The sequence below is a fragment of the Cupriavidus sp. H39 genome (genome assembly GCF_050271075.1).
Taxonomy (GTDB): Bacteria; Pseudomonadota; Gammaproteobacteria; order Burkholderiales; family Burkholderiaceae; genus Cupriavidus; species Cupriavidus necator_B.
In genome coordinates, this window is sequence record NZ_CP189846.1 from 1,995,433 (window position 1) to 2,020,728 (window position 25,296).

The following is a 25,296-nucleotide window of genomic DNA, read 5'->3' on the forward strand; positions in this document are numbered from 1 at the left end:
CAGCCATGCGCCTCACTGAAGAGACCAAGTCCGCCAACCTGGATGTTGCCGAGGCGGAAGTCCTGTTCCAGGTAGTCAACGGCGTCGGCATTGCCACGCTGAACCGGCCGCGCCAGCTCAACGCCCTGTCGTACCCCATGATCGTCGCGCTGGGCGCGCGGATGGAAGCCTGGGCGCGGGACGACGCCATCCGCGCCGTGGTCCTGCGCGGCGCCGGCAGCAAGGCCTTCTGCGCCGGCGGCGATATCCGCGCGCTGACCGACAGCTACCGCGACGGCACGCCGCTGCACCGCCGCTTCTTTATCGACGAATACACGCTGGACTACCGCCTGCACCGCTACCCCAAGCCGCTGGTGGCGCTGATGGACGGCATCGTCATGGGCGGCGGCATGGGCCTGGCGCAAGCCGCGCACCTGCGCCTGGTCACCGAACGCTCGCGCGTGGCCATGCCAGAGACCGGCATTGGCCTGGTGCCGGACGTGGGCGCCAGCCACTTCCTGTCGAAGCTGCCGGTGCAGCTGGCGCTCTACCTGGGCCTGACCGGCGTCAGCATCGGCGCGGCGGACGCCTTGCTGTGCGGGCTGGCCGACGCGGCGGTGGACAGCGCGACGCTGGCCGGGCTCGAGCAAACCCTGGCCGGCATCGAATGGGGCCATGACACGCTGGCAGACCTGCGCCATGCGCTGGTGCGCGAGCCCGTGGCCAGCGCCGCCGATGCCCCGCTGCTGCAGGTGCTGCCGGCACTGCTGCAACATTTCCCGGCGCACGCAACGCTGCTGGAGATCGTGGCCGGCCTGGCTTGCCAGGACGACCCCGCCTACACCGCATGGGCCACGCGCACCATCGATGTCCTGCGCACCCGCTCGCCGCTATCCGCGTGCGCCACGCGCGAGTTGCTGCTGCGCGGACGCCGCTTGGACCTGGGCGACTGTTTCCGCATGGAGCTGGCGGTGGTGGTCAACACCTTTGCACAGGGCGATTTCATTGAAGGCGTGCGCGCGCTGATCGTCGACAAGGACAACGCCCCGGACTGGCGCGTCAAACGCTATGACGCGGTCGACGATGCCGACGTCCAGGCGCTGTTCCGGCCGTGGTGGGCGCCGGGCGAGCAGCCGCTGCCGCTGCCCCCGCTCGGCTGAGCGGATGCCCGCCCGTGAGCCTCGACGCGCTGCTGGCGCGCAGCCCCTGGGCCACGGCCCTGACCCCGGCGCAACGCCACCGCGTGCGTGCCGAGCTGCGTGAACGCGCGGTGCCGCAAGGCGCCTATGTCATCCGCAAAGGCGACCTCGCCGACAGCTGGCTGGGCGTCGCCGAGGGCCTGGTCAAGGTGCATTGCGCCTCGCCCTCCGGCAAGCGCGCGACGCTCACCGGCGTGCCGGCCGGCGGCTGGCTCGGCGAAGGCTCGCTGCTCAAGCGCGAGGCGCTGCGCTATGACGTGGTGGCGCTGCGCGATTCCCGCATCGCCTGCATGCCGGGCGCTACCTTTCGCTGGCTGCAGGAGAGCAGCCTGCCTTTCAACCGCTATCTGCTCGACCAGCTCAACGAACGGCTGGGCCTGTTCATCGCCACCGTGGAACATGAACGGCTGCACGGCATCGAAGGCCGCGTGGCGCGGGCACTGGCCACCTTGTACCATCCGGTGCTATGCCCTGGCCTGGGGCCGGCGCTGCATCTGACCCAGGAAGAAGTCGGCCTGCTGGCGGGGATATCGCGGCAGCGGGCCAATGCGGCGCTCAAGGTGCTGGAACAGCAGGGACTGGTACGGATCGACTATGGCATCGTCCATGTGCTGGAGCTGGAAGGCTTGCGGCGGTACTGAACAGCAGGCGGTCAGCGGCGACGCCAACCGCCTGCGCACGACGCTGGCCTAGGGCACATACCGCTCGACGGCATCGAGCTCGGTGGTGCCATTCGTACCGCCGGACACCAGCACCGATCCATCCGGCAGCATGGCGGCGGCCGCGCCGCTACGTGGGACGGACATGGCGGCTGCGGCGGTCCAGGTGTCGGCCCCGGGATGGTAGATCTCCGCACTCGCCATGCCATAGCCCCCGGCGGCCAGCACCCGGCCGTCTGCCAGCAGCGTCAGGGCAGGCAACACCCTCCGTTCACTCATGGCGCTGGGAGTCCAGACCGAACCAATGGGGTCATACAACCAGGCCTGCGGAGGGCCCGCAAAATCGCCGACGACCAGTACCTTGCAGTTTGCCAGCAGGACGGATTGCGCCAGGACGTGCGAAGTGCCGGGGAACGGCACAGTGACGGTGGGGCCCATGCCGTTGACGGGAAACCGCTCCGCTAACACTGCCATGCCCCTGCTGGAAATGCCGCCGACCACCAGCACGGTAGCGCCGTCCGGCAACAGCGTGGCGGCATGCTGGGTGCGCGGCGTCGCCAGCGTCGTGCCCAATCTGGTCCAGGTGTTCAGGGCGGGATCATACAGTTCAGCTGAACCTTCGAATGTCATCCCTTGATTGCCGCCGATAACCAGCACCTTACCGTCTGGCAACAGCGTGGCGGTATGCCTGAGCCTGGGCGCTGCCATGCTCCCGGCCGGACTCCAGGTTCCGGTGGTCGGATCGTAAAGCTCTGCCGAGGCAATCGCGGTCCCTACAACCATCGCGCCGCCGGCAACAAGGACCTTGCCATTCTGCAGGCGCGTGGCGGTGTGCTCATACCGCGCAGAGGCAAGGCTGCCGGTGGCGGTCCAGGTTCTGGCGTTGCGGTCATACAGGGCGGCGGCGCCCGTTGGTCCCATGGCGCCGATGCCGCCAACGGCGAGCAACCGGCCGTCGGTCAGCAGCGTGGCGCTGTGGTAGTGCTTGGCTTGCAGCATGGAAGCCTCGGGCACCCAGCTACCCCGCGCCGTCACGGCAATCCGCACCTGCGCCTGCAGGCTGCCGGCGCGATTGGTGGCGGTGACGGTGTAGCTTGCCTGCATCTGCACCGCCTGCGGGGTGCCGGCGATGACCCCAGTCTGGGTGTTCAGGCTCAGTCCTGCCGGCAACGGCGGCGACACTGAATAGCTGGCGACAGGGCCACCCGTGACCTGCGGTGTATTCGCTACGATGGCCTCCCCCGCCACATACAGGGCAACGGGGCTGGCGTACTGAAAACTGGCAGGCGGCGCGATCGCGGCTTGCACCTCGATGCGGAGTTCCACGGTGACACTGCCTGCGGAGTTGGTGCCCGTGACAACGTAGGGTGCTGGCGCGGCGGTTGCAGCGGGCGTGCCGCTGATGACGCCGGTTTGCGAGTCGAAGGCAAGCCCGGCCGGCAACGCGGGTGTGATGCTGTAGTGCGTGATGGTCCCCCCGCTGCTGGTCGGGCCGATCGGGGCAATGGTGTCGCCAACGGTAAAGCTAACGGCCGTGACTGAATAGGCCAGGCTGACAGGCGCCGCCGTGCCGTCGCGCACTTCGATCTGGATGCGGGCGGTCGCCGAGCCGGCACGGTTCGTCGCGGTCACGACGTGGTGGGCCGCGGCGGTGACGGTGGTCGGCGTTCCGGTGATGGCGCCAGTAGCTTCATCCAGGCGCAATCCTGCCGGTAATGGCGGCGCCACCGAATACCGTTCGATCGCGCCGCCGCTGGCGCTGGGCAGATTCACTGCGATGGTCTCGCCGCGGACGTAGCTCGCCGCTGGCATGTGGTAACTGAGGCCGGCCGGCGGCTGCATTGGTGCTTCGACAGGCGGTGCCGGCCCATCGTCGTCCGAGCACGCTGACAGCAGCGCCGCACACAGCAGTACAAAGACAACCAGCCACGGCTGGAAGAAACGCCGCCCCTCACAAGGCTGGGACGCATGCGCACGGCTGGCAATGGAGGTCATGAGGAGTGGGTCCGCAGGTAATGGTTTTCCGGCGGCCCATCTCCGTGGCCGCCGCGACGCGCCCACATTTAAGCATCGCATCGCGGCGTTGGGCAACGCAATCTGGCGACTTCCATCGCGCGAGACGCGTTACCTGACCCGTTCGGGGGAGTGCAACGAGCGTGTCAGGGCTTCACCAACCCATCCGCCCGGAACATCGCCTTGATACCGCGCACCGCCTGCCGGATGCGCGATTCATTTTCGATCAGCGCGAAGCGCACGTACTCGTCGCCATAGTCGCCAAAGCCGATGCCCGGGGACACTGACACCTTCGCCTTGGCCAGCAGCTGCTTGGAGAATTCCAGCGAGCCCAGCGCGCGGTAAGGCTCGGGAATCCGCGCCCAGATATACATCGACGCCTTCGGTATCTCCACCGGCCAGCCGGCCTCGATCAACCCGCGCGCCAGCACGTCGCGGCGCGACTGGTATTGCGCGGCGATCTCGCTCACGCATTGCTGGTCGCCTTCCAGCGCGGCGATGGCCGCGATTTGCAGCGGCGTGAAGGTGCCGTAGTCGTGATAGCTCTTGATGCGCGTCAGCGCCGCCACCAGGTCCGGATTGCCGACCATGAAGCCCACGCGCCAGCCGGCCATGTTGTAGCTCTTCGACAGCGTGAAGAATTCCACCGCGATGTCCTTGGCGCCCGGCACCTGCATGATCGATGGCGCCTTCCAGCCGTCGAAAACGATGTCGGCGTAGGCCAGATCGTGCACCACGAAGATATCGTGCTTGCGCGCCAGCGCGATCACGCGCTCGAAGAAGTCCAGCTCCACGCATTGCGCCGTCGGGTTGGACGGAAAACCCAGCACAATCATCTTGGGCTTGGGATAACTGCCGCGGATCGCGCGTTCCAGCTCGGCAAAGAAGTCGATGCCGGGCACCAGCGGCACCGAGCGGATGTCAGCCCCGGCGATGACCGCGCCATAGATGTGGATCGGATAACTGGGATCGGGCACCAGCACGGTGTCGCCGCGATCCAGCGTCGCCAGCATCAGGTGTGCCAGGCCTTCCTTGGAGCCGATGGTGACGATGGCCTCGGTATCCGGATCGATGTCGACGTCATAGCGTTGGCGATACCAGTGCGAGATCGCGCGGCGCAGCCGCGGAATGCCCTTCGATGCCGAGTAGCCGTGCGTATCGGGCCGCTGCGCCGCTTCCGTCAGCTTGGCCACGATATGCGCCGGCGTGGCGCCGTCGGGATTGCCCATGCTCATGTCGATGATGTCCTCGCCACGGCGGCGGGCGGCCATCTTCAGCTCGGCGGTGATATTGAAAACGTACGGGGGAAGGCGATCGATGCGCGCGAAGCGACGCTTGCCAGAAGCGGCAGTCATGAGGGATTCCTTTACGTAAGCGCCCGGAACCGTCCGAGCGACGTCGGCAGCCTCTGTCTTGGCTGCCGGGGACTCATGTTAGCGGGGATACGTCGATTGCACAACGGCCCCGTGTGGCCGTGCGCGACGGATCAAAGCAGCTTGCCGCCCGGCGGATGCGTTGGCCGCTCCGCCGGCAGGTTGCGCACGATGCAGTCCAGCGCGCGCGAATCGGACTTGCCGCCCAGCGCCGCGCTGACCGAATCGCGATACTGCGCCGGCGAAATGCGCCGGTAGTACAGCCGCGAAGTCTGGTCCAGCCAATAGACGTAATTGTCGTCGTCGCGGCTGCCGCTGGTGCGCAGCCAGTCGCTGATGTTGCTGGAACCGACCACCATATCGGGGCACGCGGTTTTCAGCGAATCGAGATAGGCGTTGAAGCCCTTGGCCTCGATATTGCGAACGGAATCCGGCGCGCAGGCGGCCAGCATGACGCTGGCAACCGCCGCGGCGGCGATGCGCAATAACTTGACGGCAAACGGCATGGCGCTTCTCCCGGCAATCAAGATGCCGCCATCTTAGGGCATGCGCACCTCCGCGTACACCCCGCGGCAGCTTCAGTCGTCCAGCGTCTCGTGCACCGCCGACGCACCGCGCTTCCAGTAGGCCGAGGCCCGGATGCGCTTCTTGTCGATGCCACGCTCCGTGACCAGGTACTGGCGTACGGCTTTCATCGCAGCGCCCTCACCGGCGGCCCACACATAGCCCTCGCCGCGTGGCAGCGCCAGCTTGCGCAGCGCGCCTTCCAGCAAGCTGCCTTCGGGCGCATCGCCCCGGTGCAACCAGTGCAGGTCAAGCTTCGCTGCGCTCGGCAGCGGAATCTGCGCGGCGGCATCGCCCACTTCCACCACGACGATGGCATGGGTGCCGGCGCCCAGCTCTTCCAGCCTGCGGCCGATCGCCGGCAGCGCCGTATCGTCGCCGATCAGCAGGTGCCAGTCGAACGCCGTGGGCACCACGAACGAGCCGCGCGGGCCGCCCACGCCCAGGTACTGGCCCGGCCGCGCCTGCGCCGCCCAGGTCGACGCGGGACCGTCGCCGTGCAACACGAATTCGAGATCCAGCTCCTGCTTCGCTGCATCGTAGCGGCGCGGCGTGTAGTCGCGCGCCGCCGGGCGCGGCTGGCCCTCGGGGAAGGCGATGCCGTCTGAGGTTACCTGTGGCAACACCGGCTTGTCATCGCCGGCAGCCGGGAAAAACACTTTGACGTGATCGTCGAACGATGCGGAGACAAAGTCCTGCAGGTCAGCGCCGCCGAGCGTTACGCGCAGCAGTTGGGGCGAAACCTGCGTGGTGTGTACTACCTGCAGCAGGCGCATCTTGAGCGGATGGCGCACGCGTTGCACGGTCAGGTCGCGTGCCGAAGCCTGGTTATTTTCATTCATATTTGAATTCCTTGAGAGCAGTTGTGCCTGACGGACCAGGTTGCCGATGGCCGCAGCCAGCGTCAGGGCCACGTGTTAAGTCTTGCGTACCGCGTCGATCTCCGCCGCGGCGCGCAGCAGGATCTCCGCGATGCGGCGCTGCTCGTCAGCGCCCGCATCGCCGCGCAGCGCAAGCGCCCGCTTGATCGCGGCGCGCGCCTGCATCAGCTCGGGCAGCCAGCCGCCCTGCTCCGGCTCGGGCTGTGGCTCTCCGCTCATGGCGCGCCGCATCCATTCCATCTTGCGCGCCACGTGGCGCAGCTTGGCGATCATTACCTCGACACGCTCACGATTGGCCGCGAGATGACCCTTGCCCGTGCCCGACAACTGGTAGCGCTTCTTGTTGCCTTCGGTATCGACGGAGGCGTAGCCGACTTCCTCCAGATAAGTCAGCGCCGGATACACCACGCCGGGGCTGGGCTTGTAGAAGCCGTTGGTGCGCGTCTCGATCGCCTTGATCAGCTCGTAGCCGTGGCTCGGCTTTTCTTCGAGGATGGCCAGCAGCAGCAACTGGAGGTCATCGGCACTGAACTTGCGGCCGCGGCGCCAGCCTTCGTTGTCGAAACCGCCGGGATCGTCGTGCCCACCCCGGCCAAAGCCGTCATCATGGGCGCCGCCCCAGAAGCCGCCCCCATGGCGGCCCATGGCGTGGCGAGCGAAATGTCGTTGGAAGTGGGGCCCAAGGCTCATGGAGAGAAGACGGCCACGGCCTGAACGGTCAAAAGGATGGGAATGATGGCGCATGACTACCTCCGATATGTCGCAAACCATATCTTACGATATATATCGTACGAGCTAAAGTCAAGCGCTTCGCCAACCGGCGGTCTCCGTAGACCATGTGTCCTGCCGCACATACGTGCCTTGAGTATTGCGTCGGCACTTTCCAACATTCATTTAACGCCAAGCACTGCGACAGACGGTGTAAAGCGGAAAGGCAAGACGAAGAACAAGAACAACGACCGGGGAGAAAGACATGCGCGCCACCACGCAGCGCAGGCTCGCAGCAGCCTGCTTCGGCGCCATGATGTTGGCGCCGTGGGGCACGGCGGTCGGCGCCATGGACGATGCGCTGCTTAGCGCAGAACCGGTGGGACCGGCGGCGGTGGGGTATTTCGCCGAACCGGCCTATGACGTGGGCAGTCATTACCAGGGCGGGCACTTACGCGCAGGATACAAGCTGTCGCCGGCCTGGTCGCTGGAAGCGGGCTACTGGCGCCGGCATGTCAGTTATGCCGATGATTCCGCCGGCATCGACAGTTGGCTTGCCTCCACCAGCTACGGCCTGATCGCGACACCCGATGCCGGCCGGAAACTGACGCTGCGCCTGTCCGCGTGGGGCAACTACACCGCAAGCCTGCGCAAGTCCGGCGCAATACCCGGCAACAAGCTTGACGACTTCACCATCGCCCACCCGAACGACACGCAGGTGCAGGCCGACCTGATCTACACCGGACAGCCGTGGCCCAACCACTCGCTGAGCGGCTTTATCAGCGGCGGCTATAGCTGGGTCCGGGCCGGCGATATCCAGGGCACCCTCAAGCAGAATTCCTGCCTGTACAACGTCCGGGTCAGCGCCGACAACATGGCGATCGGCACCCTGGCGGCGCCATGCCGCGTGGGGCGCGCCACCATCGCCAGCGGCGGCTTCCGCCTCAATGCCGCCGACTTCGGCGTTGATGCCGGCAACAGTTTCAACGACAGCGGCGCCTTCGTCGGCGCGGGTGGCTCATGGCGCTGGCGCTACGGTGCCTGGAGCTTCACCGCCGGCTATCACATGCAGTATTTCTTCCGCGAACTGGACGATCGCTACATGGCCTATGGCGGGGCCAAGACCCAGTTCAACCAGACCGTTCTGCTGCAGGCCGCGTACACGATTAACCGGCGCGTCGACCTCTTCGTGCGCGGACAAGGCTCGCAGAACAGCCTGATGGGATATGTGCCGATGCTCTACAACCCGGTCACGGCCAGCCGGCTGGACCGTAGGTACGGGCTGTTCTCGATCGGGCTGCGCATCAGCGGGTTCTAGCCGCAGCGCGCGCTGGTCAGCGGCGGCGCAGCCGCACGCGCACCCCATTGCCCGAACGAATCGTCACGCGCCCCACCACCTTCGGCACATGACCGGGATCCGCCTCGACGCGATAGCGGCGTACGATCGTGGCAAGGATCAGCACCGCCTCCTGCGTGGCGTAGGCGGCTCCAATGCAAACACGCGGCCCCTTGCTGAACGGGATATATGCGCATTTGGACGATTCCTTGCCGGCAGCCGTATCAAAGCGTTCCGGATCGAATTCATCCGGCCGCTCCCATAACGTGCGATGGCGATGCAGCAGCCATGGCGAGATCAAAATCGGGGAGCCCGCCTTCACCGACTTGTCGCGGATGCACTGCGACTGTGCCGCCTCGCGTACGAAGAACCCCACTGGCGGGTACAACCTCAGTGTTTCGCGGAACACATTGCCAACCGCCGGCAGGCTCTTGATGTCGCTTAGCTCAAAATCACGCTCGCCGACTGCTTCCTGGATCTCCGAGAGCATCTTGTCCTGCAGGTGCGGGCATTGCGAGATCAGGTAAAGCGCCCAGGTCAAAGCACTGGCTGACGTCTCGTGGCCGGCGAGGAACAGCATGCAGACCTGGTCCACCAGATCTTCATAGCTAAAGCGATCGCCGTTGACCGCATCGACCGCATCCATCATTGCGGCAAGGATGTCCTGCCTGGCGCTGCCCTGCCCGCTGTCGCGCTCCGCCATCCGCCGCGCGATGATCGTGGACAGGATTGCCCTGATCTTCTTCGCCGCGCGCCTGCTTGCCCACGCCGAAAACACCGGCGGCAACCGGTAGATCATCAGGATCATCGCCCGTTGCGCGTGATGCTGGAATTTCAGAAAGGCGTCGTAGATCTCCTTCGCCGCGGACTCCTTCAGGTTCTCCGACAGGATGGTGCGGAAGATGATGTCGGCCGTCACATAGGTCATCTCGCCGTCGACCTCGTACGAACGCCCATCCGTAACCTCATCGAGCCGTTGCGTCATGCCCGCCACCGAATCGGCCATCAGCGCGAACACCAGCCTGAGCCGCGCCTGCGCGAACGCCGGCTCCACCAGGCGGCGCTGCCGCTCCCACAGGTCACCGTTGGTGGTAAAGATGCTGGTGCCCAGCAGCGGCTCGAGCATCCGGTGCATCAGCTTGTGCTTGGGATATGCATGCGCATCTCCCAGGATCCGTCGCACCCAGTCGGCGTCGTTCACCATGAAGATGTCCATGCCGGGCTGGGAGATCTTGCCCATCTTCATCGAGTAGCTGCGCTCGAACAGCACGTCGATCCAGGAATTCCAGCCTCGCAGGAAGCGCAACAGGAACGAACTCTTGCGCGTGTGCGGCTTGGGATATGGGGGCTGGAAATTCATGGGGGCGATTCAATAGGGCTGGACGCGGCTTGGACCCGCCGTCATCCGGAAATAGTCGTACTCGTTCGGCAGCGCGCTTGCCATCAGGTACTGGAAGTGGAGGCGCTGCTTGCTGCGTTTGATGCGCAGGAACTCCTGCTGGCTGAACATGCGGAACGGGCGCACCACTTGCGCAACCGGGCGTGCAACCGTGGCGCCGTGAATGCCGGAGATATCGAGCGGATTGGCCTGCGAGAAGCACAACGAATCGGCGCGCGCGTTCATGTCGAACCACTGGAGGTCACGCGCATCGGCCAGGCGCTGCAGATCGCGGCGAAAGCCCTTGGCCGACGGTATCAGGCTCAGCAAGGGGATGCACTGGCCCAGCGTGACCAGCGTTACACGGCGCCGCTGAGCCGGCGTCAGCACCCGCGCCAGCCGCGCCGCCAGTGAAACCGCTACGATCGACCCGACACTGTGGCCGACCACCAGTGCCTCATCGCATGGCGATTTGTCCAGGTCTTGGCGGACCCAGTCGGCCAACGCATCGATGCGCGCGATGACGTCCTCCGGCTCCCGCTCGCCCCATCCCTGTACGAAGCGGTAGATCCGCAGCAGCCAGAACACCGCCAGCCGGTTCGCCAGCGCCATGCCACCACCGAACAGCGCGGCGCCGGCAGCCATGCCACCGGCCCGCGACAACCAGGCATTGCCACCCACGGCGCCAAGCATTGCCTTGACACCCACGCCGCAGCCGACTGCCAGCATCAATAGCAAAAACAGGTACATCAGTGGATATAGCGCACTGTAGAACGGTCCGCGGAACGTCTTGCTGAGCCGGCCGAACGCCCCGCAGACGATGTAACGCCCGTAGCTGGCGAGCGCCGAGACAACCAGCTTCGCCAGGCTGGGCTCCCAATGCCGGCGCACCAGATCGTCCCAGTGCAGGAACTGGTAGTGCGTCGACACGGCATGCCCGCCCCACTCCCCGTCCACGTTCCAGGCGCTCACATGCTCCGCAAGCCTTGACCGGGCGCTTACGGTCACCGTCCCGCCATGATGAACCGCCTGCTTTGCCGATTCTTCGCGATACAGCCGGTGGTAGTAGGCTGCACCGCGCGGATCGAAACCACTGACGTAATAGACCTTGCGGTGCTTCACCTGGTCCGCCGCGACCTGCGCAGCCTCTTCCTGAACCAGGGCGTCCATCATTGCGTCCGGTGATGCAGTTTCTTCTTCAGCACTAAGTCCACCACCGGCTGCTCACGCTTGTTCGCACGGCGGCAATGGTCCTTCTGAAACTTATCGGTGAACCAGATGATGAAGCGCGCCCACCAGCGGTGCTGCTCACGCCAGGCATGGGAAGAAACGGACTCCCAGGCATAGCCGTTGAGCAGCGTGGCGTTGACAAAGTGGTCCAGCGCACGAACGCCGGCACGGCCACGTTCGGTATTGCCGAAGAAGCCGATGTAGACGATCAAAAGGTATCCGAGGACGGCCAACGGGACGATGAAGACCATCAGCAGGAAGCCGGCGATGCGTTCTCTCATGACTGCGGGGGCGAGATTAATGATTGAGGGCGATGGGGGCGGGGGGCGCCAGAGGCAGGTCAGCCAACCTGCTGCATCGAAAGGAAAGCAGGAGCGCTGGCAAGCCAGCGCCCGGTAGTATAACGAGAGACGGCCTCTATATCGGTGTGTCAGCCAGCGGCGCAATCACGCGAGACGGAGTTACGGTTTGCATTGTTGTAGTTTTGAAACACAGGGGTAGATCCGACTCACATGCGGCTGCGTCCGGTTCATGCGATCCTTAATCCCGGATAATTGAGCATATGCGGGTTTCCTCCTATTTGTACCAGAGTCCTATCGGTCGTTGAATAGCCCATAGCCGGTGCCGGCGCGATAAAGGACTAGCAATGCTGACCATCAGTCTTATTTTGCTGTCTGTTGCTTGCCTGGCCATAGCCGTCATTGAATCCGCCGCCCAGGATTTTAACGATGAGCACATTTGAGCGAGACGCCGTCAGGGAAAGCAGACTACCTACCCGAGCAGTGCGGCTAGAACATTTACTGTGGCGGTGAAGTCCCACACTCTTCCGCTGTAGGCGTCCGCTGTGACCAGCCCCACAACAAAGAGCGAGTGGGCCAGCCGCCGCCGTTGCAACCTCCAGCGTTGCCGGTCCGGAACCTGCGCCAGCATCTCATCGGCATAAAACGACGAATTGATCTGCGAAACACGGATCAGGTAATTCCGGAATCGCGTAAAGGTGTTCATGTCCACGGCACCAGGATCGTTCCAGAAGGCATCCAGCGGCCCCTGGTACGTCAATCCTGGTTTGGCGTAGAAGCAGCGGCCAAGCGCAATCACCGGTACACGGTGGAACAAGGCTTGCAGCCCGGTGGTCGAGTTAACGGTCACCAGCCCCATGCAACGATGCAGCAGCGATGGCAGGTGCGCGTCGTGAATATAAAGAATGCGCCCGCTCGCACCAAAACGTGACGCACACGCCTCAATGGTCGCAGAGTAGTCCGTATGCCCGCGATCCATCGGATGATGCTTGAACACGAGTACGCTGTCGGCCGGCGCATGAGAGGCGAACGAAAAAATCGTCCACTCGATAAAATCTTCGATACGCCGCCATGGGCTATGCACACGGATCTGGCTGTCGTTGTAGACCTGCAGCGGCGCCAGGAAAAAATGAGGATGATCGCTTGCCAGTAGCCGCTCGCGCAGTTCTCGTTCCTGCCAGCGATAGAACTGCTTGCGGAGTGCCGCCCGAATCCACCGGCCCAGTTCATGCACACCGATCGGTTTGTGATGCCGGTAATGAGGATAGCGGCGTGCTTCAACCATACCGCCGGTGAAGTACCAGAACGAGTGCAGCGCCATCTTCCGGAATGAGTGCGCGAATTTGCGAGGCCTGGAAGGAACCGCCACCTTGGGGACATCTTCCATCGCCAACGGTGCAAGCGGAGAATCCGCATTGACGCCACCGCGCTCCAGCGTGATGTAGTCCGGCCGCACATAGCCCTCTTCGAACGCCCAGAAGGCGATGCCTAGCGCCTCGGTCACCCGAGCTGCTATACGGTGCTGACGACGACTGGTTCCGAACACGACAACCGCGTCGATGCGACGCTGCGCCAGCAAGTCGCGCAAAAACGCCTCCCACAGCACCATCGGCTGCGTGAAGCGGACAACGTTGTCCGCACGGTAAAAGACATCGTCGCCGCCATTGAAATTGACTTTGGTAACTTGGCTACCTTTCGCGACAAGCAAGTCGCGAAGGCGCGAAAAAAACGGCCCGTTCGGCCCTTGCAGTAGCAGGATGCGCCGATGCCGGGCAATCTGGTCGATGCTTGCCTGCTCGGGCACGACCGGCCCTGCAACATCTTGTGCAGCCATATCCCCACTGGCTCTCGTCAGATTGGGTATATCAGTGCTTCCAGCTGTCTTCCTGAACGACAACATTTCCCCGACCCTCGCGCTGCGCTTGTTTTCCGCTACGTCTATTTTGATTCTTGCTTGGTGCCGCCCTATTGTTCTGCCGCAGATACAGGCCGACGCCGTCCGCCACTATCGCCTTGGGACTGCCCGGCGCCGCCGCAATTTCTGCCCCGCCGTGTTTCTGCACCTGCCGCCGCATCTCGCCAGCGGGTCCATGGCCCGAGTACCCGCTGCATCCATCGCTGCAATAATCGCGCACCAGCCCTGGGCGGCTCATTGCGCCACGACAACATGTGGTCTACCGCCTGCTCCGGAGTGGCAAAGCTGTCCCGCGCATCGCGCAAAACGTAGCGCGGATACAGAACCAGCGCTCCCGCCACAAGCATGTCGAGCGAAAGCTGGCGGCGCCGACGAAGCAATTCGCACCTGTCGTCAGTCAAGCCCCAGCCAGCGTAGAACGGCGCACCATGCGTCGTGACCGGCTTGCCACGCAACAGGGCCTCGAACCCCGCCAGGGACGTCAGCACGTGCACGCTGTCGACAGCCGCGATCAACCGATCCATGGGGCAATCCGACACCACTTCGTCGCAAAGCGCCGCTAGTTCGGACTCGGCACCGCGGTCTCCCCGCAAACCGGTCATCACGTCCGGATGCGGCTTGTAGACGATGTAGGCATCCGGCGCTTCTGTGCGCACGGCCTCAATCAGCGCGCGGTTGGTGCGGATGCCGGGGGCTCCAAACCGGAGAGAGGCGTCCGCTTCCACCTGACCTACAACCAGGATTACCTTGCGGACCGCCGCCGGACGGCTCCAGGTTCCCGCTCCAACGTTGTACTTGGTCAGGCCGGCATTGACGATCGTCTCCCGGAGGCGCGCCGCGCGGGAAAGCGTCGCGGAATCGAATTCCGCACTCGTCAACAGCTGCTCCAGATCGGATTCCCTAGTCGCGTCGTAGTAAATGCCGGTACGGTCGAACACCCAGGACAGTGGCCGGATCAACTGTGCGCCCAATCCAACGGAACGCAAGAAGCCGTCCTCCACGGTAATCACGGAAAGATCGGCGCGAGTCGAGGTGTCGATGGCCCGGCCCCAACGCACAACGGTCATGCCGTGCGGAACGGCGCCCAGGGTCCGATGAAAGACAATCTCGTTCCCTTGCAGGAAATCCCGCAGGATCGGGCGCTTCCAGCGCGAAAATCCGACCGCATGCAGAGGCGCAGGGAATTGGTGACGCATCCGGCGTTGCAATGCAAGATAGTCGATCGCCTCTTCCGCCTCGCAGCGCTCACCGGAATGCGGCAGGACGTAGCGCGTGTACCGGACCAGGGCAGCAAATGCCAGTTGCTCCAGCGGAACGGGATGACGCCTGGAAGGCCCCGGTAGATCGTCATTTGTCAGCCCCCAGCCAGCATAGAACGGCATGCCAAAGGTATGAACGGTTTTGCCGTGAAGGAGAGCCTCGAACCCAACTTGCGAAGTGACAACAAACACCGCCTGCGCCTGGCGTACCAGCGAAACGACGTGTACGTCATCCTGCAACCGCGCCACACGCGGATAGCTGCCCGCGTCGAGAATGCTGCCAAGATAGCCCCGCTTGCGCCCAAGTGCGACCTCGGGGTGCTCCTTGACGACAATCTGGCAGTCCGGGTAATTGAGCAGCGCGGACTCCAGCATGCGCCGGAAGCTATTGCCATCTGCCTGGCCAAACTGGACAGAGGCATCGTTGGCGGTCTGGTCGATAACCAGGACATACGGCTTCGCAGGCAAGACAGCAGGCGCCGGCGCATAGTTGTACTTGGAAATTCCCGCTGCACGCCAACGCTCGATCAGACGTTGCGCTCTTGCCCGCTCCATTTGCGTGAGGGGCATGGTGACCATGGCTTCAAGCCGGGAGGGTTCCGAACAATCGTAGTAAATGCCAAGGTCATCCACGACCAGCGAGCAAGTCTGGGACCCCGCGCCCGGATGCAGCGAGCGCAGGAATCCATCCTCCAGGCATAGGAAGCGTCTGATGTCGCGCGAACGCGCGAACGCTTGCGCCTTGCGTGCGCTCGGGCGCCGTCCCCAGGCAGCGATGCCCGTGAGCGTTGCACGTGCGCCGTGCAAGGAATGCACCGCGATCACCTCTTCGCCAAGAAAGGTGGAGAGGTGTTCAATGCGGCGAATGCCGCGGGAAAGAATGCCGATGGCACCCTCAGACGGAAGGCTCATCGGTCCCCAGGTCATGAATCTGTAGGATGCCGACTACGCGCCCCGAATCATCCTTGACTACCAGTGCCCCAATCCGCGCAGCATGGATCCGTGCTTCCGCGTCGGCAAAGCGGTCATCGGGGGACGCCACTTTCGGATCGGTCGACATGATTTGTCTGGCGCGGATCGCCTTGTAGTCACAATCCGAATCGAAGGCCCGGCGCACATCCCCGTCCGTGATGACGCCAAGGAGCATATCGCCCTCCATCACCAAGGCCATACCAAGACGGCCGCGGTTGATGACATGCACAACATCGCGGAAAGAAGAGTCCGGCTTGCAGATCGGCAGATTCTCCTTGTGCATCACGTCGGCGACCCGAGTCAGCAGTCGGCGACCGAGGCTTCCACCGGGGTGAAAACGCGCGAAATCCTCCGGCTGGAAATCACGGTTCACGGAAAGCACCACGGCAAGGGCATCGCCCATTACCAGCGTTGCAGTTGTCGAACTGGTGGGCGCAAGGTTGTTGTTACAGGCTTCCCGCTCGACCGAGATATCCAGCACAACGTCACTGTGCTTGGCCAACGTGGAAGTGTCCTTCCCGGTCATCGCGATCACCGGGTTCTTCTGATGCTTCAGGAACGGCAGAATACGGATCAGCTCTTCCGTTTCTCCGCTGTTGGAAATCATCAGCACCACATCGATGGGCTTGATCATGCCGAGGTCACCATGGAACGCTTCACCCGGATGCACAGAAAATGCCGGCGTCCCGGTCGATGCCATGGTGGCAGCGATCTTCTTCCCGATCAGGCCCGACTTGCCCATGCCGACGACAACCACACGGCCCCGGGCACCCAGGATAATGTCGATCGCCTTTCCAAAGTCCGCGTCAATACGGCTCGACATGCGATCCAGTGCCTGCATCTCCGCGGCAACGACATTGCGTGCCAATGTAATGACCCCAGTCATCTCTTTCCTTCCCTGCTTGTTTTTGTTGCTATTCGTTTCTACTTGTCAGTAGTGCTTCAACTATTGCGCGACGCCAGACATCACCGTGGCAAAACCCTCGGCCGTCCCAAAAACCTGCGCCTTCCCTTGCGCAAGAAGAATGGCATCGGCCAGCTCACGGAACGCACCCTCTCCACCACGGGTCGACAGCACCCCTGTAGCGCGCGCTTTCACATAGCTGGCAGAATCCGGGACCGCGTACGACAGACCGCATGCTGCAAATGCAAGCAAATCGATGCTGTCGTCGCCGATACAGACGGTTTGCGCTGGCGTTGCGTCCGCCTGGGCCATCAGCGCGCGGCAAGCGGCAAACTTGTCCTTGACGCCAAACTGGAAAAGCGTGACGCCAAGGTCAGTCACACGCTTACGCAGCGTTTCCGAGTCGCGGCCGGACAGAACTGCCACGCGCACGCCGTTTTCTTCCAGTAGACGGATACCAAGCCCGTCACGCACATGGAAGCGCTTCAGGCACTCGCCGGTGGCATCGTAGTAGATGCCACCGTCGGTCAAAACGCCATCCACATCGGTGATCACAAGGCGCACGTCAGCCAAGGAGGGCAGCAACCCCGGCTGGTTTCCAGCCATCAGCGCACACACGCGTGCAAGGCACTCCGGCGTATCCACGCCCGGGCCAGTAGGGCCAACCTCAAATGCCCGGATTCGCATGCCTGCTGCCAGCAATCGCAATTGCTCCAGCTTCTCTGCGTGCTCTACCATCGGCTGAGGCAATTCCGCGTACGCGGCCAATACCTCGCGACGGTATGCGTACACGCCAACGTGCTTGAGGTATGTGGCCACGTGCGCGTCTCGCGGGTACGGGATAGGTGACCGACTGAAATACAGCGCATCGCCATTCGAAGCCAGGACAACTTTCACCGTGTTCGGGTTGAGCGCCTCGTCCCCATCGATGCTGTGACAGAGCGTACCGACCTGCACCGATGCATCGTCGCACATGCCCGCAGCCAGCTTGGCAATGTCCGCCGGTCGAACCAGCGGCTCATCGCCCTGCAGGTTGATGTAGATGTCAGCGGGCACATGCGTCATCACTTCCGCGAGACGATCCGTGCCAGATGGATGGTCAGGCGACGTCATGACAGATTGGCCGCCAAAGCCTTTTACTACCTCGGCCACACGTGCATCGTCGGTGGCTACCAGGACGGCATGGACGTCCGACACCTGGCACGCCCGTTCGTAGACGTGCTGAACCATGGGCTTGCCCAGGATATCCGCAAGCGGCTTCCCCGGCAGGCGCGTTGATCCATAGCGTGCCGGAATAATGATGGCAACTCGGTCCATTTCCCCGTTCAACACGAGAGCAGCTCCATCAATCGATGTTCAACGGGGGCAGCGACTTCACAAGGTCGTCGATCGCCTTTACTTGCGCAAGGAACGGCTCCAACTTGTCGAGCGGCAATGCACTCGGTCCATCGCACTTGGCATTAGCCGGATCGGGGTGTGCTTCGAGAAACAGGCCGGCCAGGCCGACGGCCATTCCAGAGCGCGCCAGTTCCACAACCTGCTGTCGGCGGCCACCCGATGCAGCGCCTCCGGGATCGCGCTGCTGGAGGGCATGAGTCACGTCGAAGATGATCGGCATATCGTTCGTGACTTTCTTCATCACGCCAAAGCCAAGCATGTCGACGACGAGGTTGTCGTAGCCAAAGCAGGTGCCACGGTCGCACAGGATCAGCTGATCGTTGCCGGCTTCCTTGAACTTCTCGACGATGTTCACCATCTGCGTGGGACTCAGGAATTGCGGCTTCTTGATGTTCACTGGCTTGCCGGTCTTGGCAAGGGCGACAACGAGGTCTGTTTGGCGGGCCAGGAAGGCGGGCAGTTGCAATACATCTGCCACCTCACCGACGGGCTGTGCCTGCCAAGATTCGTGAACATCTGTGATCACGGGCACGTTGAACTCAGCCTTCACTGTTTCTAAGATCCTCATGCCCGCTTCGAGGCCGGGGCCGCGGTACGAATGAATGGAGGACCTATTAGCCTTATCGAAGCTCGCCTTGAAAACAAAGGGTATTCCGAGTTTGCTGGTTACACGTAGATACTCCTCACAAGCTTGGCGAGCAAGGTCAGCAGATTCCAGCACATTGATTCCGCCAAAAAGCACGAATTGCCTTAAATTATCAACCAAAAAATTCGAAATCTTTAGCATAGAATCTATATTTATGAAATTTCACCCAACGATAAAATTCGAAGAATGGCCAATAGCAAAATGTGCTATTAGATGCCAAACAGATCAGCGAGCCCCAGCCACGCTGATGTTCCGAAACTTCTCAAGCTGCTCCAACGCGACGTGAATATTGCCAAATTCCAACAATGATAATTGCTCAAAGGGCAAAGTCCACCATTCAGAAGCTAACAACCGCGTCACAACTTCCGAATCAAATCTCTCACCAATCTTTTTAGCTGGTACACCACCCACTATCTCATAGGGCTTGACATCTTTGGTTATGACGGCACCCGCACCAATTACTGCACCAGTGCCGACGGTCACGCCGCACGAAATCAATGCCCCGGCACCTATCCAAACATCATGACCTATAGTGGTCGGGCTATGAAATTGCCACTTTTCCTTTTGCAACGATGTATACCCGGGAACTCGTGCAAATAAATTTCTGGAAAATTGAAAAGGATGTGAACTTAAAAATTTTGTTGGATGCTTAGCAAGTCCAATTTGGACATTCCGGCCAATTGAGCAAAATTTTCCGATTTTTACGTGAGGAAAGACAACCGCGCCGACATTTAAGTAGGTATATGCTCCAAATTCGGCCGGAGCATATACTATTGCTCCATCGGCGATATCAATTGCATCGGAAAAAATTAATGCCGTATTGACTTGCGCAGTTTCCGCAATACGACCACCTAGCGCCGCACAGCGATCCCTCATTTGCCGGGCAGCTTCCTTTTTTGCTGTTCGATCGTCCTTCACCGTCAACACCATTGTCTTTTTTATAATTACACGCCTCTATAAAATCTTTGCAATCGATCTAATGAGCGGATTTTTCGCATCCCTGAAAAATGCTTTCGGATCATTTCTAAGTTTTTTAAGTTTCCGCTGCGTCAGATTAGAAGTGGCAGTACGAGTTGGTTCAATCGCGATTTTCGAGACAACAATGTTTGCGACACTCTTTACGACTGGAGACTTTTGCGTTGCCGGTAGGGGCTTGGTCGCAGCGACCTTCTTTATAGCACCCAATCTTCTTTCTAAGCGAGGAACGCCCAATGCTGGAGATTCAGGGATCAACCATTCGTCCAGCGCCTTTAGAAGAAAGGTTTCCAAATAGAAATATTCATCGATCGTCAAATACGAGCCTGGTAGTGCCTTGATCAAGTCGACGACATCATCCACATCTTTTACATCGTGGGTGAATCCTTTACCCGCGTAAAAGGCCTTCCCACATTGAATCGGTTTAACGCCCCCAACAGCAGCTTCAATCAGACTCTGCGAATTGATACCTACAACGAAATCAGCCTCCCTGATGAGATCGGCAATCGGATAATCTTCAACAATCTTTAGGCGATCATTTTCACCAAACATCTTGATCAGATGCTCTTTTGTCAAAGCACTACGAATATGTGCTTTCTTTTGCTCCCATGGATGCGCCTTGAAAACTACATATGCATCTGTCTCAGTGATAATTTTATGAATGCACTCAGTATAAAAGTTAACACTGTGAAAACCGACTTCACCATTATTCAGCAAAGAAAAATCGTTAAGCACCTGGCCGAAGATAGCCACGACCTTGGCGCCAACATGAAATAGCCTTTTCCCGGTCGCAGTCGGTTGCTTAACATTCTTGTTTGCCATTTCAGCAAGCCGCAGACCGAGGGCGGCACGTCTTCCTCTACGTGCAGGCCCCGAAGTTGGCACATCCAGGCTCTTATACACCCCATTGGACCGGAGTGCCGAGTTATTTGGCAGGGGGCTATGCCGCGCCTCCAGATAATAATCTTTCCCTGTAAAGAAACTTTCGCAGATATAAAGCATGCCTTGACGTCGTTTCATCAAGACAGAAAGTACACGAGCATATATAAGACTGCCGGAGAAGAGAAAGGCAAAGTCGAATACCGGCTTTTCTTGTAAAATACTTCGCCAACGATCGAACCAAAATCCAACGGCGGCGACATTATTTAAAAGAACGTCTCGGTTCTCCCTCCACGCGAGATCGAACAATTCTCGTTCTGTCCGGCCATAGTCAGTTCTGCCTACCCAGAAATCAGTCGGCGCCAAAAAACAGAGCATCTCTGCTTTACAAAGAGAAAAGCACGATACTCCCGCCTCAGTCAGGCTGAATACTTCATCAGAGGTCAGCGAGTTCAATGCCTCACGATATGGAACTACTTCCTCGCTGTTCGAATAATCGCCGAAGGCCGCGATCAGGTGCGCGGGATGCGATACCACAAGCATCTCGAATTGCGCCTGCTTCAAATATTCGAGCAAGCTTGGAAAATTTTTGCTCTGAATATGGAGTTGATCCGCTATCAACGCGCGCTTAACCATGACGAAAACCTCCAACGATCTCGTGCGTCACATTTTCGTAAATCTCGAAGATCCTGTTTGCGTGCTGCTCCCAGGTAATACCGCGATGCCTCATCTCAAATGCCCCCTTTCTAAGCGAAAGATTCTTCTTCTCGTTCAGAGCCCAATCGCTGATATTCTCCGCGTCGGTCACCGGATCCATTGTGAGATGTAAACCATTTACCCCATTACTGACGAAGTCATACGCCATACCAATGGGATTACACAGCACCGGCACAGCCGAACCTATGGCCTCGGGAATATTCGCTGGGCCTCCTTCGAACCATGAGGCCATAAGCAGAAAATCAAGTGACCGGTAAACTGATGCAACCATCTTATAAGGAAGATTTTCATAAGCCGTTGTCTCGTAGCCGTATCGCTCGAGAATAGCTGCATCAAATGTTCGGCCCTTACCAATGAGTACAAATTCAAACTCCGTAGGATCTAGATGTTGGGCCAGTTCGTAGATGTATGCTTCGCCTTTCACCTTCCTAGGATATCGCCTCGAAATTAATCCAATACGCTTTTTTTTCGAACTTCTAGACTGCGATTCAATTTCCTCAGCACTCGAATATCTTGGAAAAATATATTTCTTATTGTACCCATGCGGAATTACCACCGTATTGGTAATGCCTTGGTCAGCGAGAAAGTTTTTCTGAAGGGTATTCAAGCAGTGAACTTTCGTGGCTTCTCGATAACGATCTAGAAATTTGTCGACGGCGAGGGATGTATCATCATCTTGAAGATCGTGATGAACGGTGACGACGCAGGGCGATATCAGTTCCTTTTCGAGATTCGGCCGGTGATAGTGACGTATGAAGTAACCGGGCAAGGCGGCCTCTGACTCGACTTGTTTAATTCCGCTCGAAGAAAAGGCTTTATAATAGCCGAGAATATCGGCAAATATGCCGCTCGCGACGGCATTGGACATTACATGATTGATCGTTATCATTTTTATAATCCCAAAACTACCTTCGCGCTAATAGCAATCTGATAAAGAATCTGGAATACATCCTTCGCAAACTGACGCGTCTTGAAGTCCACCTTCGGCAACACCATGATTTCGTCGCCCGCGCGCACCGCGTCATCCTTCTTGCCATCCGAGAAGCTGCCATCCCGATGCGCGATAATCACGCGCGACGTGTCAGCGTTCTGCGAGAAGCCACCGGCCTGCTGGATGAACTCATCCAGGTCCATGCTCTTGTCATAGGCAACGGCATTGGGGAACAGCACCTCGCCGCTGACCAGCACAAGGCCGTCCTTGACTGGCACACGCAGGATGTCGCCGTTCTCAAGAAGCAATTCGTTGCGCGCCGTGGATTTGGCGATCAGCGTCTGACCTGTTGGTTCGATCTTCTTGGCGCGCTCGACCCACTGCAGCACCAGCGCAGCTTCTTCCTTGCGCAGTTGCGCTTCTTCCGCCGTCCCGGAACGAGCCGTCAATACGCTGGACTCCAACGTCTTCAGCGTGGTGCCAAGCAGCGCCTTCTGGCGCGCCTTCACGCTCTGGCGGAACAACTGGATGCTTTGTGGATCTGATTCCGGCGTGAACTGGACCTGGCTCAGGAGTTGGCCCATGCGGCTGCCATACGGCAGGACAAATTCCTGCGGGCCGGTATGCTCGCCTTCAACGCGGACGGTGATGGTCCCCGGTCGCTTGTCGGCAGTAAATTCGATCTCGTCCCCATCCCGCAGATCGATCTGGTTGCCTTGCGAGATCGGGAAATACTCGACGTTCCGGACAGTGCCGGTATTGCGCACCACCCGCACGTTGGTGGCTTCAGGTAGCGGCTTGGCCAGGCGAACGAGTTGGTCGAGGCGGGCCTGGTCGCCCATGAACTCGAATCGCTTCGCGTTTTCTGCCAGACCACTGACCTTCACGGTCTTCTTGCGGGACTGGACAAAAATGACGTCGCCGTTGTTCAGTTGCCGGGAGGTCAGATCGCCCTTCAGCAGGAAGTCATACAGGTTCACGACTTCCAGCGTTTGATTGCCCCGCTTGATCGCGACGTCCAGGAACGATCCACGGTCCGGATCGATACCGCCGGCCTGGTCGAGATAGCGCAGGACGCTGTCGCTCGACGTGCCGTCGTACATGCCGGGCCGGCGAACGGCACCGGTCACATACACACGCACCGGTTGGGCTGCCAGCAGGCTGGCGTAGATCGACACCTTGCTGGCAAACACCCGTCGCAGCGCATTGCTGATTGCCGTCTGCAGATTGCCGTTGGTGATGCCCTGCACCCGGAATGGGCCGATCTCGGGCAACAGGATGGTGCCGCTGGCGTCCACGGTCAGCACCGTGTCGACGTTGTAGCCGTTCCAGATCCGCAACTGGATTCGGTCACCGACCGAAATCACATGGCTGGGATTGAAGATGGATGCACTGTCACGGCTGAACGCGCCGGTGAAAAGCTGCGCGCCAAACGCGTCACTCGCCATGTTGGCGGTGTAGTCGTTGTTCTGCGGAGCGCTCTCCGGCAGAGGCGTTTCGGCTCGAGCGGGGACCATGGGCACGGCAGCCGCGCCCGTATTGAACGTGGTGCCAGCGGCTGATGTGCCGCCCTGCGCTGCAATGACCGCATAGTCCATTTGCCCGATGGCGGGCGACTGCGCCATGCGTGTTCCAGCCTGTGCAAACGCACTATTGAAGGCCGCGAGACCTGCGGCGGCCACTGCAAGGGTGAGGATTCTTCTAAGCATGACTAGTCCCGGTGGTCGCGGATGATGGCGCTCATCAACTGCACGACGCCAGCAAGCATCAGTGTCATCAGGACAAAGACCACGATGTTGTAAATGCGCCTGGGTTGAAGCGGATATTCCGGGCGAGTCGGGCTCTGCACGACGGCCACATTCTTGAGTTTGCGTGTCGCCTCGATCCGCGCTTTTTCCAACGCGCCGATGGCGGTCTTGTAGATGTCGAAAGCGAATTCCGCTGCAGCTTGCAGCCGGTCGTGCTCTTCCACGACGCGGTTCAGGCCGCGGCCTTTGGTGGAGACCATCCGGCCACGCTGTTCTGCCATCTGGCGCTCGACAGCGGCGATCTGGGCGTCAAGCTGCTGGATTGCAGGGGACTGGGGCGTAAAGACGTCCTTGAGGGAATTCCGCTTGACATGCAGTTCGGCAAGCGTTGCCTCGGCGTTTGCCACCACGGTCGAGAGGCTTTCAACTTCACCGCGCGGCGATACCAGGCCATTGGCGTTCTGATATGCAACCAACGCCTGGCGGGCCGCCTTCAGGCGTTCGCCCTGGTCGTGAACCTGTTTCTCGATATAGACCACCTGCTCGCTGGCGATGCGGTGGGTCATCTCGTTCATGAAACGTTCGCCATCGCGCACCAGCTCGGTGCTGACGGCGAGAGCCATTTCCGAGGTGTACGCCTGGACTTTGATAACTAAAACGCGGGCGAAGTCATCGTATTCGACGCTCACGCGTTTCAGGTAGTAATCATGAAAACGCTCAAGCGATGCATCCTCGAACCAAAGCCGGGACAACGGGTCCCGGCCGCTGTCCGCGTAGTGCTTGCGCAGGCCCAGCCGCTCGTCCAGCTTCTTGAGCATGTCCACGGAGAGCAGGTATTCCCGCAGCAGAAGCAGGTCCTGTGGCGCGGTATTGCCGACCAGCAGCGAGGTAAAGTCGCTCGCGCTCGCACCCACGCCGTCGCTGCGCTCGATGACAACGCGCGCTTCGGACACATAGAGGTACCCACGCAGACTTCTCGGAATTTGTCACGGAGAAGTAGGCGGAAACTCCCGCCCTTTTCTGCGGATGCTGAAAACGCGACACTGCTTCGTAAGGGCAGTGGATCGCACGCGGATAAGACGCCTCCGGGTACGCCCTACTTCCTAGTCGCCGCGCTGTCTGCGTCGCGCCGGACCTTAACAGTCGCGCAGCCGCGTCGGAATCTTCTCAATTCGTCTGCCACGTTGAATTCGGTCCGCTCGATTCGATCGGCGAAAAAAAGGCGGCAAACATTTGCCGCCCTCTGTAAGACAATTGGATGCTCAGCAAGGGAGATGGTCGTTGTACGTCAGCAACAACATCCGGCCACAACCACCAGCGCGCGGCGTTTGCC

The 25,296-nt window shown here is 60.7% G+C and carries 21 protein-coding genes; 3 read left to right on the forward strand and 18 right to left on the reverse strand.

The genetic code is table 11. The annotated features are described in order from the left end of the window. The first annotated feature begins 5 nt into the window (after positions 1-5). Positions 6-1,139 carry an enoyl-CoA hydratase/isomerase family protein gene (locus tag ACOCMH_RS09475; protein ID WP_427306732.1) on the forward strand — a complete coding sequence of 378 codons (1,134 nt, stop codon included), beginning with the start codon at positions 6-8 and terminating at the stop codon, positions 1,137-1,139. 14 nt (positions 1,140-1,153) lie between these two features. Further along, positions 1,154-1,819 carry a Crp/Fnr family transcriptional regulator gene (locus ACOCMH_RS09480; protein ID WP_427306733.1) on the forward strand — a complete coding sequence of 222 codons (666 nt, stop codon included), beginning with the start codon at positions 1,154-1,156 and terminating at the stop codon, positions 1,817-1,819. 48 nt (positions 1,820-1,867) lie between these two features. Here the strand turns inward: ACOCMH_RS09480 and ACOCMH_RS09485 are convergent, their stop codons facing one another. The 5 genes from ACOCMH_RS09485 to ACOCMH_RS09505 all read right to left on the reverse strand — a co-directional run bounded on the left by ACOCMH_RS09485 (position 1,868) and on the right by ACOCMH_RS09505 (position 7,412). Next, positions 1,868-3,832 (reverse strand): putative Ig domain-containing protein, encoded by a 1,965-nt coding sequence (locus ACOCMH_RS09485; RefSeq protein ID WP_427306734.1) that lies wholly within the window; start codon positions 3,830-3,832, stop codon positions 1,868-1,870. 164 nt (positions 3,833-3,996) lie between these two features. Then, positions 3,997-5,205 carry an alanine transaminase gene (gene alaC / locus ACOCMH_RS09490; RefSeq protein ID WP_427306735.1) on the reverse strand — a complete coding sequence of 403 codons (1,209 nt, stop codon included), beginning with the start codon at positions 5,203-5,205 and terminating at the stop codon, positions 3,997-3,999. Positions 5,206-5,336: 131 nt separating this feature from the next. After that, a complete protein-coding gene (locus tag ACOCMH_RS09495; RefSeq protein ID WP_427306736.1) occupies positions 5,337-5,729 on the reverse strand; it encodes a hypothetical protein in 393 nt (130 codons plus the stop codon). Between the two features lie 72 nt (positions 5,730-5,801). Next, positions 5,802-6,629 (reverse strand): siderophore-interacting protein, encoded by an 828-nt coding sequence (locus tag ACOCMH_RS09500; protein WP_427306737.1) that lies wholly within the window; start codon positions 6,627-6,629, stop codon positions 5,802-5,804. Between the two features lie 75 nt (positions 6,630-6,704). Next, positions 6,705-7,412, reverse strand: coding sequence for a PadR family transcriptional regulator (locus tag ACOCMH_RS09505; RefSeq protein WP_427306738.1), 708 nt, complete (start codon positions 7,410-7,412; stop codon positions 6,705-6,707). 229 nt (positions 7,413-7,641) lie between these two features. Between ACOCMH_RS09505 and ACOCMH_RS09510 the strand changes: the two genes are divergently transcribed. Continuing rightward, entirely contained in the window at positions 7,642-8,694 is a 1,053-nt protein-coding gene (locus tag ACOCMH_RS09510; protein ID WP_427306739.1) for a hypothetical protein, read from the forward strand. A gap of 16 nt (positions 8,695-8,710) precedes the next feature. Here ACOCMH_RS09510 and ACOCMH_RS09515 read toward each other — a convergent pair whose 3' ends face one another. The 13 genes from ACOCMH_RS09515 to ACOCMH_RS09575 all read right to left on the reverse strand — a co-directional run bounded on the left by ACOCMH_RS09515 (position 8,711) and on the right by ACOCMH_RS09575 (position 24,916). Beyond that, complete coding sequence (locus tag ACOCMH_RS09515) at positions 8,711-10,072, reverse strand: cytochrome P450 (protein ID WP_427306740.1); 1,362 nt, start codon at positions 10,070-10,072, stop codon at positions 8,711-8,713. 9 nt (positions 10,073-10,081) lie between these two features. Beyond that, positions 10,082-11,263 carry a hypothetical protein gene (locus tag ACOCMH_RS09520; protein WP_427306741.1) on the reverse strand — a complete coding sequence of 394 codons (1,182 nt, stop codon included), beginning with the start codon at positions 11,261-11,263 and terminating at the stop codon, positions 10,082-10,084. Then, positions 11,260-11,601: a hypothetical protein gene (locus tag ACOCMH_RS09525; RefSeq protein WP_115689909.1), complete on the reverse strand. Its 342-nt coding sequence runs from the start codon at positions 11,599-11,601 to the stop codon at positions 11,260-11,262. Before ACOCMH_RS09525 ends, ACOCMH_RS09520 begins: the two co-directional genes overlap by 4 nt. A 490-nt stretch (positions 11,602-12,091) precedes the next feature. Next, on the reverse strand, positions 12,092-13,453 hold the full coding sequence (locus tag ACOCMH_RS09530) for a capsule biosynthesis protein (protein ID WP_427306742.1): 1,362 nt from the start codon (positions 13,451-13,453) through the stop codon (positions 12,092-12,094). A gap of 131 nt (positions 13,454-13,584) precedes the next feature. After that, positions 13,585-15,705: a capsular polysaccharide biosynthesis protein gene (locus tag ACOCMH_RS09535; protein WP_427306743.1), complete on the reverse strand. Its 2,121-nt coding sequence runs from the start codon at positions 15,703-15,705 to the stop codon at positions 13,585-13,587. Further along, positions 15,689-16,651: a KpsF/GutQ family sugar-phosphate isomerase gene (locus ACOCMH_RS09540; RefSeq protein ID WP_427306744.1), complete on the reverse strand. Its 963-nt coding sequence runs from the start codon at positions 16,649-16,651 to the stop codon at positions 15,689-15,691. Before ACOCMH_RS09540 ends, ACOCMH_RS09535 begins: the two co-directional genes overlap by 17 nt. 60 nt (positions 16,652-16,711) lie before the next feature. Beyond that, positions 16,712-17,986, reverse strand: a complete 1,275-nt coding sequence (gene kdsB / locus ACOCMH_RS09545; RefSeq protein WP_427306745.1) for a 3-deoxy-manno-octulosonate cytidylyltransferase — start codon at positions 17,984-17,986, stop codon at positions 16,712-16,714. Positions 17,987-18,014: 28 nt separating this feature from the next. Continuing rightward, entirely contained in the window at positions 18,015-18,854 is an 840-nt protein-coding gene (gene kdsA, locus ACOCMH_RS09550) for a 3-deoxy-8-phosphooctulonate synthase (RefSeq protein ID WP_427306746.1), read from the reverse strand. An 84-nt stretch (positions 18,855-18,938) separates the two neighbouring features. Then, on the reverse strand, positions 18,939-19,631 hold the full coding sequence (locus tag ACOCMH_RS09555) for a CatB-related O-acetyltransferase (RefSeq protein ID WP_427306747.1): 693 nt from the start codon (positions 19,629-19,631) through the stop codon (positions 18,939-18,941). Positions 19,632-19,667: 36 nt separating this feature from the next. Continuing rightward, positions 19,668-21,203, reverse strand: coding sequence for a capsular polysaccharide biosynthesis protein (locus ACOCMH_RS09560; protein WP_427306748.1), 1,536 nt, complete (start codon positions 21,201-21,203; stop codon positions 19,668-19,670). Beyond that, positions 21,196-22,152: a glycosyltransferase gene (locus ACOCMH_RS09565; RefSeq protein ID WP_427306749.1), complete on the reverse strand. Its 957-nt coding sequence runs from the start codon at positions 22,150-22,152 to the stop codon at positions 21,196-21,198. The genes ACOCMH_RS09560 and ACOCMH_RS09565 overlap by 8 nt, the downstream gene beginning before the upstream one ends. Positions 22,153-22,175: 23 nt before the next feature. Continuing rightward, entirely contained in the window at positions 22,176-23,924 is a 1,749-nt protein-coding gene (locus ACOCMH_RS09570) for an SLBB domain-containing protein (protein ID WP_427306750.1), read from the reverse strand. Positions 23,925-23,926: 2 nt separating this feature from the next. Continuing rightward, a complete protein-coding gene (locus tag ACOCMH_RS09575) occupies positions 23,927-24,916 on the reverse strand; it encodes a chain-length determining protein (protein ID WP_427306751.1) in 990 nt (329 codons plus the stop codon). Positions 24,917-25,296: the final 380 nt, after the last annotated feature.